This is a genomic window from Bradyrhizobium campsiandrae, assembly GCF_014529705.1.
Taxonomy (GTDB): domain Bacteria; phylum Pseudomonadota; class Alphaproteobacteria; order Rhizobiales; family Xanthobacteraceae; genus Bradyrhizobium; species Bradyrhizobium campsiandrae.
In genome coordinates this window covers 162,627-175,161 of the sequence record NZ_JAANIH010000007.1, presented here as the reverse complement: position 1 = coordinate 175,161, position 12,535 = coordinate 162,627, and the positions used below count along the sequence as shown (strand labels likewise).

Sequence of the window (12,535 nt, the reverse complement as noted above, 5' to 3'; positions counted from 1 at the left end):
CGGCAGGGGAGGCGACTCTGCAACCGTCCGTGCCGCGATTGCATGCCTACTGCGCCATATGCGCGGTCAACGGATGATTGCCGGCATTGCTGAAGAAGGCCGCCTCCTCGGCAGTCGCTTCAAGCAGCTGCTCGTCCTGGTTATAGACGTCGTTGCGGAACTGGATGGTCTGGTCCTTGGTCATCCACGCGGTGAGATAGATCCACGCCACCGGCACTTTCCTGGCCATGGCGACCTCCTGATGCTGCCCGGTGGCGATTTCGGCGTCGATCGCCGCGCGCGTCCATTTCGGCTGGTCCTTCAGCAGCCAGGCGGCAAGATCGCGCACATTGTCGACGCGGGAGCAGCCGTGGGAATCGAAGCGGTAGTCGTCGCTGAACAGATTGCGCTGGTTGGTGTCGTGCATGTAGACCGAATAGGAATTCGGCATGTCGATCTTCACCGCGCCAAGCGCATTGAAGGCGCCGTTCTGCTGCCGCACGGTGAAGTTCGGCGTATGCGTGCCCGACCAGTCGACCGAATGCGGGTCGATCGGATTGTCGTGGGCGTCGAGCACCTCCATGTGCATGCGCGACAGATAGGTCGGATCCTTGCGCATGTGCGCGGAGATCTCGGTCTTGGCGATCGAGGAGGGCACCGTCCAGGTCGGGTTGAGCACGACGCCGGTGATCTGCGCCGTCAGCGTCGGCGACGGCTTCTCGGTCTTGCCGACGATGACGCGATAGCGCCGTACCACGACGTCGTTCTCGACCGCCTCGGCGAAGGCGGCGGGAATGTTGACCACGACATAGCGCTGGCCGAAGCTGAAATTGTTGTTCTCGAGCCGCTCGAGCGAGGCCTCGAGCTGGCGGATGCGCTTCTGCACCGAGACGTTCATCGCGGCGAGGGTGCGCGGCGTCATGGTGCCCGTGGGCGCAAGGCCGTGGCGGGCCTGAAAGCGCTTCACGGCGTCGGCGAGATCCTGATCGAACGCGCCGCTCGCTCTGTCGGCGGCGAGGTCGCCGGAGAGGATCAGCCGCTTGCGCAGAAGGTCGTCATTGGCGCCCTGAACGCCGAGTGCGAACTTGGCGTCCGCCGGGATTGTCGGCCAGCCGCCGCGCACCGCCAGGTCCGAATAGCTCAGCGCCGCGTCCTTGATCCGCTGTGCGGTGCCCTCGTCATAGGTCGGCTCATGGGTCAGGGCGAGCGCTGCGGCGGAGCGGCTCTCGGCGGTCGAGGCTGGTGCTGCCGCGGCTTTGGGGGCGGCGTGCGCCGGGTTGGCCGCCGGCACCGTGCCGGATGAGGTGCCGGCCTTGGGGCCGGCCTGGCCCGTGGTCTCGGTCTGCGCGAGCACGGAGGTGCTGGCAAGGAGGCCGACGGCAATGATCACGGCATGGCGTTTCGACATCTGTCTGGTCTTCCCCATCAGGACGAGGCCCGCAACGGGCGCTCGCATCGGCACGTCCCGCCGCCCATGCCGCACGCGCCGATTCGCTGAAATCGGCGGCAAGCTAGGGCATCAGGGTTGCGGTCCCATTAAGCGCGGCACATCGAGCCCCGGCGCATGCTTTGCGCCGGGGCTCTCGATTGGGTCGCAGCAGGGGTGAGACGGGTTCGCAAAAACTGCGATCGATGGCAGCCGGACGCCGACAAAATGCAAAGAAATAGGGGCGGCCAGGCCGCCCCCAAAATCCAAGGCCGTGCGCGGACACGCGCAGGCCAGAACCGAATCCATCGGGGTTCGTGCAATCCGGCCGCGCCCCCGTGACGCGGCGGATTGAACGTCGGCCGTGGAGGCCGGAGCCTCGACCGGCTCAGCTCTCGTTCGCTGCGATCGATTCCATCAGCGAAACGAGCTGACGCTGCACCGTCTGGTCCTTGATCTTGCTGTAGGCGCGCAGCAGGCGGAGGCTGAAAGCCGAGTCCAGGAACAGGAGGCTTTCGACTTCGCGGGCCTTGTTGTCGCCGTCATAGAAGAAGGTCACGGGCACGTCGAGGGCGGAGGCGATCTGCTGAAGCCGAGCCGCGCCGACGCGATTGACGCCCTTCTCGTATTTCTGGACCTGCTGGAAGCTGACGCCCAGCTTTTCGCCGAGCTCGGCCTGCGAGATCTTCATCTCGACACGCCGCAGACGGATCCGCTTGCCAAGCTCAATGTCCGGCTTGCCGGCACTGCGCTGCTTCATTCTCTTCGCCGCTGCTTTCATCTCTGTTTTCACCTTTGTTCTTCGGTTGAAAATCCCCCGAAGAGCTGGGTCAGGGGTTCGCCCATATACGAGTCCTTGAATTCATGCGGATGCACGAACTCTTCCTTAAACCACGGGAAGCGAGCCGGATTGAAAGCCTCGATCAGCCAGTCAATCATGTGCCGCACGCGGGGAATCCGGCCACTACCTGGATGGTAGGACAACCAGATATCCAGCGGTCGGTTCAACTCGACCTCCAGTGGAATCAACTTCCCGCCAAGCGCGATGGCATAGCTCGGGAATACGCCGATGCCGGCGCCATTGGCGACCGCCCAGTAATTGGCGCTCGAGACGTTGGTCTTCATGACCAGAAGGTCACGTTCCGGGACGCCCGGGAAGAAGCTCTCAAAGGTTTCCTTGGCGGCGATCTGATCGGCGAATTGCAGCACCAGGCGGTGCTTGATCAATTCCGTCGCCGAGCGCGGCGCGCCATGTTTCTCGACGTAGCCCCTGGAGGCCCAGAACATCAGGTGCATGCGGCCGAGCCGCACCAGCTTGACGTCGAGCGCCGAAGGCCGCGACAGGTGGATGGCGACGTCGGCCTCGTGCCTGCTGACGTCGGCCGAGCGCATCGCGCAGTGCAGATCGACCAGGATATTGGGATAGGCCTGCTGGAATTCGACCAGTCGCGGGGCGAGCCAGAACGTACCCAGTCCTTCGGTGACGGCGACGCGAACCTCGCCGGTGAGGGCATTGGCCGTCGAATCGCTGGTGCGCAGCACGTCGAAGGCGGCCGCTTCCATGCGCTCGACGGCGGAGACCACCAGCGCGCCTTCATCGGTCAGATGGGTGCCGTGGACGTCGCGCGTGAACAGAGTGGTGCCGGTCTGGCGCTCGAAGTCATCGATTCGGCGGCGGACGGCGTTGATCGACAGCGACAGCCGTTCGGCCGCCGAGCGGAAACTTCCGCAGCGGACGACTTCCAGGAATATGCGGGCCGCATCCCAGTCCGAGAGGCCGCTGATGTTTGTCTTTGGGCGTTCCTCCAGCGGAACGCCCCTTTCCGCCAAGGAGTGCATACAAGTCCCTTCGGGCCGCTAAACTGGCAGAATCTAACGCAAACCACAACCACGACGGGTTGGGGATCGGTGAGTTTTGAACGTCATACTTACCGCGCCCGATGTGGTATTGGGGTGTGCTTGGGGTTGGGAATCGGGTTAGTTTTTTGCCCGGAAGAGGGGTAGGCGTGCGTTCCGTTGTGAGCCCTAAAACGGCTGCGGGATTGCCGGGTCCATTTGGACCGGAGCACGGCGTGCGAAATGTCGCGCGCTCCCGTGGGATGGACCTGTCGCGCCGGCTCAAGCGTTTCAGCCATGACCATTTCGATTTGCGCCGCGCGGCGATGCCGCCTGGAACCGGGCCTTCGATGCAGAAACACATTGGAATCGTCTTCGAAGGCGCGGATTCCCCGTGCTATCCTCGTTTCTCTTTGGGGGCCGAGGGGATTGTTCCAAGCACGTCTCGCAGGCCGAACTAACGGAAAGAACGCCGGTGTCGCATTCAGAAGAACAGTTGCAGTCGGTGCTCGAGACACTCGAAGAGTGCCGCAAGGTTCTCAACGAGAGCAACAGCCGCGAGTCGGCCGAGTTGCTCTCGATCGTCATCCTCGATGTCAGGATGAAGCTCAAAGGAATTGACAGTGCCGATCTCAAGGCGCTGTGCGACGAAATGCTGCGGAGCGCTGCCAGCGAGCCGCCGTCCCCCTCCAAGCAGACGCAGGACCAGCCCCGGCGTCCGCTGCTCCGCGTGGTGAAGTAGCCGCGCCGCCGAATCTCGCTTTTTGGCGAGATTTGTGCGCGTCCCGGTGCCGCATCTGTGATCACAGACGGCATCGGGAGGAGCCCTGGTTTGATCGCGCCTCTGTTGCGCATTCTCAGCCATCGGCTACACCAGAGCCGGTTTGGCTCCGGTCCACGCGCAGTCTCCGCGCGCCGCATGGAGCCTGAGATGGCTTCGATTGCATCATGCAAAATGTTTCAATCCCGGCGGCGCTGATTGCCGGCCTCGTCAGTTTCCTCTCCCCCTGCGTCCTGCCGCTGGTTCCGCCTTATCTGATCTACCTGACGGGCGCCACGATCGAGCATGTCGAGAGCGGCGAGCCCGACACGGCCTCCAAGCGCGCGATCATGATGGCGGCGCTGCTGTTCGTGCTTGGCTTCTCCACGGTGTTCGTGGCGCTCGGCGCCAGCGCCTCGCTGATCGGCGGGCTGATCCGCACCTGGTCGGCGGAATTGTCGATCCTCGCCGGCATCGTCATCATCGTGATGGGCCTGCACTTCCTCGGACTGACGCGCATCGGCATCTTGATGCGCGAGGGTCGGCTGCCGATCCCGAAGCCTGTCGGACTCTGGGGCGCCTACATCATGGGGCTCGCCTTCGCGTTCGGCTGGACGCCCTGCATCGGTCCGATCCTCGCCGCGATCCTGTCGATCGCCGCGGCGGAAGCGACGGTCACCAAGGGGGCGGGCCTGCTCGCCATCTATTCGGCGGGCCTCGGCATTCCCTTCCTGATCGCCGCCCTGATGATCGAGCAGTTCTCGACACTGTTCGCGCGCATGAAGGGGCACCTCGTCAATGTCGAGCGCGCCATGGGCGTGTTGATGGTCATCACCGGCATCGGCTTCCTCACCGGCGCGGTCTCCAATGTGAGCATCTGGCTGCTGGAGACGTTTCCGTCGCTGCAGACGATCGGCTAGATCATCCGCAACTAGGCTCGTAACCGCGGAATCAGGCGCGTCGCGTTCTCATGACCGATGGCATCGAGATCTTCCGCCGAGAGGCCAAGCTTCTGCATTTGTGTGAACTGGCCAAAGCCGAAATACGGATAGTCGGTGCCGTAGGTGATCTGCGAGGCCGGGACGAGTTTGAGTAGCGCCGCCATGGACGGCGCGAATGTCGCATTCGCGGTGTCATAATGAAGCCGGCGTAGCTCGCCTTCGATTCCCTCCGGCGCAAATTCCTTCAGGTCGGGCCGCGCCCCGTAGAACGAATTGATCCGGCCGGCCATCATCGGGATCGTGCCGCCGGCATGCGAGAACAGCCATTTGATGTCGCGATAGCGGGCAAACGAGCCGCTGAGCAGCAGGCTTGTCACCGTGCGCGTGGTGTCGTGCGGGACTTCGATCACCGCCGGAAACGTGCCGACGCTGAGAGCGCTGCAACAGTTCGCGACCAGCGGATGGACATAGACGACCGCCTTGCGGCGATTGAGCTCTTCCAGCACGGGCCTGTAGGCGGCATTGCCGAGCCATTTGTCGCCATAGCTCGTCTGCAATCCGATCCCGTCGGCCTTCAGCGTGTCGATCGCATACTCTATTTCCTTCAGCGTCGCATCGATGTCCAGCATCGACAAGGTCGCGAACAGGCCGAAGCGGCCGGGGTGGTCGCGCATCATATCCGCTGCATAGTCGTTGCAGGTCCGCGCGAGCCGGCCGGCTTCCGCTGCCCCAAGGTCGAACCACACGCCGGGGGTGGAGGCGATCGAGAGGATGCCGGTGCGGACGCCGTTGCTGTCCATGTCGTCGACCAGCTTCTCACGGGTCCATGCGACCTGGCCGGGGAAGTGTGGCTGCTTGCGCGCGTCCTCGTAGCCTAGCCAGAGCTTTTGATATTCCGGCGGATAGAAGTGAAGATGGGTGTCAATCAGCGCCGGCCTGGTTTGTGCGAATGCCGCCGTGGACGCGAAGGTCGAGGTCAGGCCGACTGCGCCTAGCCTTGCGAGAAAGCCGCGTCGCGACCAATGCAAATCGCAGCAGCTGCAGCCGCGATGTATCGGCGATTTTCGATCCCGCGTGTTCATGCTGAAATTCACCTGCGATCGCTGGTTCAGATCGATGATCCGTTGGATCGCACCGTTCTATCGTCGTTGCGTCGTATCCGCACCTGGCCGGTCGCGCGGCGCCAGCAATTTTATGTGAACCAGTAGCAGGCGCACGAACAGGTGAAGGGCTGCGAGAGCTTTGCCCCGAAAGATGGAGGGAGCTTTGTCGCCGGTATCGATCGTTCACCGCGTTTCGTCGAGTGCGCAGGTCACCGTGCAGACCACACCCTTTGGCAGGAAGTCCACCGTGGCTTCGCCGCCGAGCTGATCACGCGCGCTGCGTTCGATCAGGCGCGAGCCGAAGCCGCGCTGAACCGGTGCCGTCACCAGCGGGCCGCCGATCTCGGTCCAGATCAGCCGGAGCCGCGGCTTCGGCGTGTCGGCGATGACATCCCATTCCAGCGTCACCCGGCCGGACTCGTTGGACAGCGCGCCGTATTTCGCCGCGTTGGTCGCGATCTCGTGCACGATCATCGACAGCACGACCGCAAGCCGCGGCGACAGCGGCACCGCGGGCCCGGTCATCTGGATGCGATCGGGATTTGCAAGCAGGAAGGGGCGGAGCGCGCGCGCGATCACGTCCCTGAGCTCCGAGCCCGCCCACTTCTCCTGGCTGAGCAGATTGTGCGCTTCTGCGAGTGCGCCGAGCCGTCCCTCGAACTTGCTCCGCTCGTCGCGGCTGGCGCTGCGAAAGGTCTGCACTGCGATCGCTTGCATCAGCGCCAGCGTGTTTTTGACGCGGTGATTGAGCTCCTCGATCAAAAGACTATGCAGCATCTCGCCGCGCGCAATCGTGGTGGCCATCCGAACCGCAAAAGTCAGGCCGATCAGCAGCAGCACGCCGCCGATCAGGCTGGTGACCGCGACGTTGCGCCAGAGCGGGGCGATCAGCGAGCTTTCCGGAACGCCGGCGGCGACCGTCCAGCCGGTCAGATGCGATCGCATATAGGCGGATGCGAGGGGAACGCCGTCGAGCGAGACCGACGAAAGCGCAGCCTCGTCGCTGCGAAACATTTCCGTGTAGAGCGAGGGCGAGGCGCGCTTGCCGAAGGTTTCGTCCGGATTGGGCACGCGCGCGAACACGGTGCCCGTGGCATCGAGCAGCGAAACCGTCCATTCATTGTCCGGCCGTTGCTTCTCGACGAGGTCCTGGAAGATGCCGACCGGCGGGCTAAAGCAGAGGTCATAGACCACGGCGCCGTCGCGAAAGACTGGAACCTCGACGGTGAGAACCTGCCGACGGTTATAGACGCCCTGAAACAGGTCGGAATATTGCGGCGCCTTGGCCGCGAATATCTTGTCGACAATCGCCATGTTGCCGCGCGGCGGCAGGCTCGCAATATCCTCTGTCGCGGAGGAAAACAGGATCCGGCCCTTGCTGTCGGAGATCAGCAACAGACCGCCTCTGCCGTATTGCTCGAGAAAGCCGAGCGCGATGCGGCGAAAACTGACGAAGTCGTCGTTGCGCAGCGAATTCGTCAGCGCCAGCACCTGCAGGCCGCCGGTCATCCGCTGCACCTCGGAATCCAGCACGAGGCGCATGCTGCGCACATTCTCCAGCACACGCCGGGTCGCATCGCTGCGGGCCTGCTTGTAATTGTAGAAAGCGATGCCAACCGCGAACACGATCAGCGGCAACATCGTTCCCGTGACCAGGAGAGCGAGCCGGACCGGCAGGGAGAGCTTTGACAAACGCGGGCATCCCGGTTCCAGCGCCTGGGCGCCGGATTATGGTTTTGCAGAACCATACGGGCAGGAATTGCACGGCGCCACGATTTTCGCATCGGGCGAGCGGGCCAGATCGGGATTTTTGCGGCGCAGTCGCCGACGCCAGTGCGGATACGTCGCGTCAGCTCATGCTGATGGCGGTGAGCACCAGGCAGACGGCATATACGGCCGCCAGACTGAGCCCGGCGATCCGGGCTTCCCGATGCGATCTCATGTGTTGATCTCCGAGGCTGCTCCATCAACATCTCGCTGCAGGCGCCGTTCCGGCTGATAAGGAACAAATTGCTACTTTTTCCCGTTCTCGAATCGACCGGGCGCAACGTCCGGCAATTGGAGGAGGAGAGAATGAAGCTGAGGATCGCAACCGCAGCCCTGATGGTGGCTGCGTTTTCACTGCCGGCGTTCGCGGCCGACGAGTTCTATGTCGTGCAGGACGTCAAGACGAAGAAGTGCACCATCGTCGACAAGAAGCCGACCGACACGTCCATGACCGTCGTCAGTCCCTCCGGCACGATCTACAAATCGCGCACCGAGGCTGAGAGCGGCATGAAGACCGTCAAGGTCTGCACGTCAAACTGAGGAGGATGACAATGCCCGTCCTGATTTTATGGGCCGTGCCGGCCGTGCTGGTGATTGGCGGCGGCGTTTACCTGATCGGCCACTTCCACTGAACCAAAAGCAACGGGCTCCGCAACGCTGTGCGGAGCCCGTCACAACAAATGCCGGGAGCGTCAGAGATTGCTCTCGGTGATCGCCGCATAAACCATGCTGCGCAGCTCGCGGCGCAGCGGGTAGGCGCTCGACGGCAGCACCTGCGTCATGAAGATCGTGATCAGCTCTTCGGCCGGATCGATCCAGAACGAGGTCGTTGCCGCTCCGCCCCAATTATATTCGCCGGGGCTGCCCGCGATCAGCGTCTCGGCGGGGCGCATCGTCACCGCAAAGCCGAGGCCGAAGCCGATGCCGTTATAGGCGGCCTCCGAAAACAGCGAGCGCGACACTTCCGGCAGCGCCTGTCCGCCCGGAATGTGATTGCTGGTCATCAGCGCCAGCGTCTTCGGCCCGATCAGTCTGACACCACCAAGCTCGCCGCCGTTGAGGAGCGCGCGGCAGAAGGTGAGATAGTCGGCCATCGTCGAGCACAGCCCGCCGCCACCCGAGATGAAAGACGGCGGCGACAGGAACGAACTCGTCGCCGGGTCGTCCTGGAGCGTCAGGCCCTCGCGGCGCTGGCCGGCATGGAAGGTCATGCCGCCACCGGGATCGGCCGAGTAGCACGCCGCAAAGCGATGCGCCTTCGACGCCGGCACGTAAAAATCGGTGTCGGTCATGCCGAGTGGATCGAGAATGCGGGTCTTGAGGAACTGCTCGAACGGCATGCCCGAGATCTTGCCGACGAGATAGCCGATCACGTCGGTCGCGACCGAGTAGTTCCATGACTCGCCCGGCGAAAACTCAAGCGGGATTTTTGCAAGGCCCTCGATCATGGTCTGGAGCGTACCTGCTTTCTCGACCTCGCCGATCTTCTCGGCGCGATAGGCGGCATCGACATTGGAGCGCTGCTGGAAGCCGTAAGTCAGTCCCGAGGTGTGGCGCAGCAGGTCGACGATCAGCATCGGCCGGGCCGGGGGCCGGGTCAGGAAATTGGGCGAGGTGCCCGCGACGAACACGCCGAGATTCTTCCATTCCGGAATATACTTTGCGACCGGCTCGTCGATCGCGACCAGGCCCTCCTCGACCAGCATCATGAAGGCGACGCTGGTGAGCGGCTTGGTCATGGAATAGATGCGGTAGATGGTGTCGTCCTTGACCGGCACCTTGCGCTCGACATCGGCAAGGCCCTGCACCGAGCTGTGGGCGACCTTGCCGCGGCGATAGACGAGCAGGTGCGTTCCCGGAAAACGGCCGGCATCGATGTACCGGGCCCTCAGATGGGCATCGACGCGGTCGAGCGCGGCCTTGGACATGCCCACGGATTCGGGCGAGGCGGGGGTAGGGGCGAGCATTGGTTCCTCCGGCACTGTTCTGAAGGCGTTGATAGCCGAAATGACGGCCTCATTCCAAGCGCGTCGCGCTTAACGCGAGGTCGCCTGATGGTGTAGGCTTTGATCCGGAACGCCTCCAAGGAGCCCCGCCGGGCCAACGAGAAAAATCAAGGCAAACGCACCATGACCCAGTTCAACGAGACCGAACTCACCGAGGCCGTCGTCAAGAGCTTCGACAGCACGCCAAACCCGCGGGCGAAATTCCTCCTGCAGGAATTGGTGAAGTCGCTGCACGATTACGTGAGCAAGACCGGTCTCACCTTCGAGGAATGGGAATACGCCATCGATTTCCTGACCCGCACCGGCCAGAAATGCACCGACACCCGACAGGAGTTCATCCTGCTCTCCGACGTGCTCGGCGTCTCCATGCTGGTCGACGCGGTGAACCATCGCGACCGCGACGGCGCGACGGAGACCACCGTGCTCGGCCCGTTCTATGTCGGTGAGCACAAGGTCACCGCCCACGGCACCGACATCTCGCCGAACAATCTCACCGGCGAGCGGATGTTCGTGCAGAGCCGCGTCACCGATCTCAAGGGCAAGCCGCTGGCGAACGTCCCTGTCGACGTCTGGCATGCCGACGATGACGGCTTCTACGATTCACAGAAGGCGAATTATGACGAGGTCGGCGCCTCGGCGCGGGCGCGCTTCGTCACCGACGGCGATGGCCGCTTCTTCTTCCGCACCATCCTGCCGTGCAGCTATCCGATCCCGACCGACGGGCCGGTCGGCGAAATGATCGTGCAGACCAAGCGCCATCCGATGCGGCCGGCGCATGTGCACTTCCTCGTCAACGCGAAGGGCTACGAGCCGCTGATCACGCATGTCTTCATCGGCGGCGACAAATATCTCGATTCCGACGTGGTGTTCGGGGTCAAGGACGACCTCGTCGCCAAGGTCGAGCCCCGCAACGACCCTGTGATGCCCGACGGTGCCAAGGCGAACGGGCCCTGGCACCTGATGACCTACGAATTCCACCTCAAGCCCGGCGGCGGCATTGCGCCCAAGCCGCTGGGGACGAAGGCGGCGGAGCCGGCCTGATAAGGCGTGAATCGCGTCTGCCTACTTTGTGTGCGGCGCACAAGATTTGAGCGAATCGCAAATTTGGCGTGCGCGCGGCGTGCTGCGACAATCCGGCTCGGAGCGTGCAACTTATTGATTCAACGAATTTTTTACGTCCCTTTGGCTTGGCATGAAGCTTGAATCGTTCAAGCCGACGCCATTGAAGCCGTCCCGCGAGACTTCTCATCCGAAATGCCGACGCCACCAAGACGGGGGTCTCCCCCGTCGCGCGTTCGCATGCGCTTTTTTGGCGTTACGGACGGACGGGCTGCTCGTGTGCACTGACGCCATCAATCCGCAACGATGCAAAGGACGACACGATCCATGACCAAGCGCACCCGCCGGCCCTCGGATAATGGGCTCAGCCGCCGCCAATTGTTGAAGGCTACCGGCTCGACCGCCGCTCTTCTCGCCGCCGCCAAGCTGAACTTCCCCGCCGGCGCCTTCGCGCAGGACGCAGGCCCCGAGGTCAAGGGCGCCAAGCTCGGCTTCATCGCGCTGACCGACGCGACCCCGCTGTTCGTCGCCAAGGAGAAGGGCATCTTCGCCAAATACGGCATGCCCGACGTCGAGGTGCAGAAGCAGGCCTCCTGGGGCACCACGCGCGACAACCTCGTGCTTGGCTCCGAAGGCAACGGCATCGACGGCGCGCACATCCTCACCCCGATGCCGTATCTGATCTCGGCCGGCAAGGTGACGCAGAACAACCAGCCGACGCCGATGTACATCCTGGCGCGGTTGAACCTGAACGGTCAGTGCATCTCGGTCGCCAAGGAATATGCCGATCTCAAGGTCGGCATCGACACCGCGCCCTTCAAGGCGGCGCTGGAGAAGAAGAAGGCCAGCGGCAAGGCGGTGAAGGCCGCGATGACCTTCCCCGGCGGCACGCATGATCTGTGGATCCGCTACTGGCTCGCCGCCGGCGGCATCGATCCGGACAAGGACATCGAAACCATCGTGGTGCCGCCGCCGCAGATGGTCGCCAACATGAAGGTTGGCACCATGGACTGCTTCTGCGTCTGCGAGCCGTGGAACCTGCAGCTCATTCATCAGGAGATCGGCTACACCGCGATCACCACCGGCGAGCTCTGGGACAAGCATCCCGAAAAATCATTCGGCATGCGCGCGGCCTGGGTCGACAAATATCCAAAGGCGGCGAAGGCGCTGCTGATGGCGGTGATGGAAGCCCAGCAATGGGCCGAGAAGGCCGAGAACCGCGAGGAAGCCGCGGTGATCTGCGCCAAGCGGCAGTGGATCAACTGCCCGGTCGAGGATGTCACCGACCGTATGAAGGGCAAGTTCGACTACGGCACCGGCCGCGTCGTCGAGAACTCGCCGCAACAAATGCGGTTCTGGAAGGACCAGGCCTCCTATCCGTTCCAGAGCCACGACCTCTGGTTCCTTACCGAGGACATTCGCTGGGGCAAGTACGAGCCCGGCTTCGACACCAAGGCACTCATCGCCAAGGTCAATCGCGAGGACCTCTGGAAGGATGCGGCCAAGACGCTCGGCGTCGCGAGCGCCGACATCCCGGCTTCCACCTCGCGCGGCAAGGAGACCTTCTTCGACGGCAAGGTGTTCGATCCCGAAAATCCGGCTGCCTATCTGAAGTCGCTCGCGATCAAGCGCGTCGAAGTCTGATGGAGCCCGCGGCC

Annotated in this window: 11 protein-coding genes; 5 read left to right on the top strand and 6 right to left on the bottom strand. The window is 63.3% G+C overall.

Features of this window, described 5'->3' with window-relative positions; translation table 11 throughout:
• Positions 1–46: 46 nt before the first annotated feature.
• The 3 genes from G8O24_RS07570 to G8O24_RS07560 all read right to left on the bottom strand — a co-directional run bounded on the left by G8O24_RS07570 (position 47) and on the right by G8O24_RS07560 (position 3,244).
• Positions 47–1,435, bottom strand: a complete 1,389-nt coding sequence (locus G8O24_RS07570) for a L,D-transpeptidase family protein (protein WP_244645773.1) — start codon at positions 1,433–1,435, stop codon at positions 47–49.
• 358 nt (positions 1,436–1,793) lie between these two features.
• Positions 1,794–2,165, bottom strand: coding sequence for a helix-turn-helix domain-containing protein (locus G8O24_RS07565; RefSeq protein WP_020608151.1), 372 nt, complete (start codon positions 2,163–2,165; stop codon positions 1,794–1,796).
• Between the two features lie 29 nt (positions 2,166–2,194).
• Positions 2,195–3,244: a LysR family transcriptional regulator gene (locus G8O24_RS07560; RefSeq protein WP_188097980.1), complete on the bottom strand. Its 1,050-nt coding sequence runs from the start codon at positions 3,242–3,244 to the stop codon at positions 2,195–2,197.
• 472 nt (positions 3,245–3,716) lie between these two features.
• Between G8O24_RS07560 and G8O24_RS07555 the strand changes: the two genes are divergently transcribed.
• Both G8O24_RS07555 and G8O24_RS07550 read left to right on the top strand, forming a co-directional pair.
• Entirely contained in the window at positions 3,717–3,983 is a 267-nt protein-coding gene (locus tag G8O24_RS07555; RefSeq protein WP_188097978.1) for a hypothetical protein, read from the top strand.
• Between the two features lie 206 nt (positions 3,984–4,189).
• Complete coding sequence (locus G8O24_RS07550) at positions 4,190–4,921, top strand: cytochrome c biogenesis CcdA family protein (protein ID WP_188097976.1); 732 nt, start codon at positions 4,190–4,192, stop codon at positions 4,919–4,921.
• Positions 4,922–4,932: 11 nt separating this feature from the next.
• Here G8O24_RS07550 and G8O24_RS07545 read toward each other — a convergent pair whose 3' ends face one another.
• Together G8O24_RS07545 and G8O24_RS07540 are read right to left on the bottom strand one after the other, a co-directional pair.
• The gene (locus G8O24_RS07545; protein ID WP_188097974.1) at positions 4,933–6,024 is read right to left on the bottom strand and encodes an amidohydrolase family protein; all 1,092 of its coding nucleotides are present in this window, start codon (positions 6,022–6,024) and stop codon (positions 4,933–4,935) included.
• Between the two features lie 204 nt (positions 6,025–6,228).
• Positions 6,229–7,686 (bottom strand): sensor histidine kinase, encoded by a 1,458-nt coding sequence (locus G8O24_RS07540; RefSeq protein ID WP_188098029.1) that lies wholly within the window; start codon positions 7,684–7,686, stop codon positions 6,229–6,231.
• 432 nt (positions 7,687–8,118) lie between these two features.
• Between G8O24_RS07540 and G8O24_RS07535 the strand changes: the two genes are divergently transcribed.
• Positions 8,119–8,352 carry a hypothetical protein gene (locus tag G8O24_RS07535; RefSeq protein ID WP_188097972.1) on the top strand — a complete coding sequence of 78 codons (234 nt, stop codon included), beginning with the start codon at positions 8,119–8,121 and terminating at the stop codon, positions 8,350–8,352.
• Between the two features lie 152 nt (positions 8,353–8,504).
• On the opposite strand, the gene G8O24_RS07530 is transcribed toward G8O24_RS07535, so the two are convergent.
• Positions 8,505–9,779, bottom strand: a complete 1,275-nt coding sequence (locus G8O24_RS07530) for a serine hydrolase domain-containing protein (RefSeq protein WP_188097971.1) — start codon at positions 9,777–9,779, stop codon at positions 8,505–8,507.
• Positions 9,780–9,941: 162 nt separating this feature from the next.
• On the opposite strand from G8O24_RS07530, the gene G8O24_RS07525 reads away from it, so the two are divergent.
• Together G8O24_RS07525 and G8O24_RS07520 are read left to right on the top strand one after the other, a co-directional pair.
• Positions 9,942–10,859 carry an intradiol ring-cleavage dioxygenase gene (locus G8O24_RS07525; RefSeq protein ID WP_188097969.1) on the top strand — a complete coding sequence of 306 codons (918 nt, stop codon included), beginning with the start codon at positions 9,942–9,944 and terminating at the stop codon, positions 10,857–10,859.
• Positions 10,860–11,204: 345 nt separating this feature from the next.
• Positions 11,205–12,521 (top strand): CmpA/NrtA family ABC transporter substrate-binding protein, encoded by a 1,317-nt coding sequence (locus G8O24_RS07520; protein ID WP_188097968.1) that lies wholly within the window; start codon positions 11,205–11,207, stop codon positions 12,519–12,521.
• Positions 12,522–12,535: the final 14 nt, after the last annotated feature.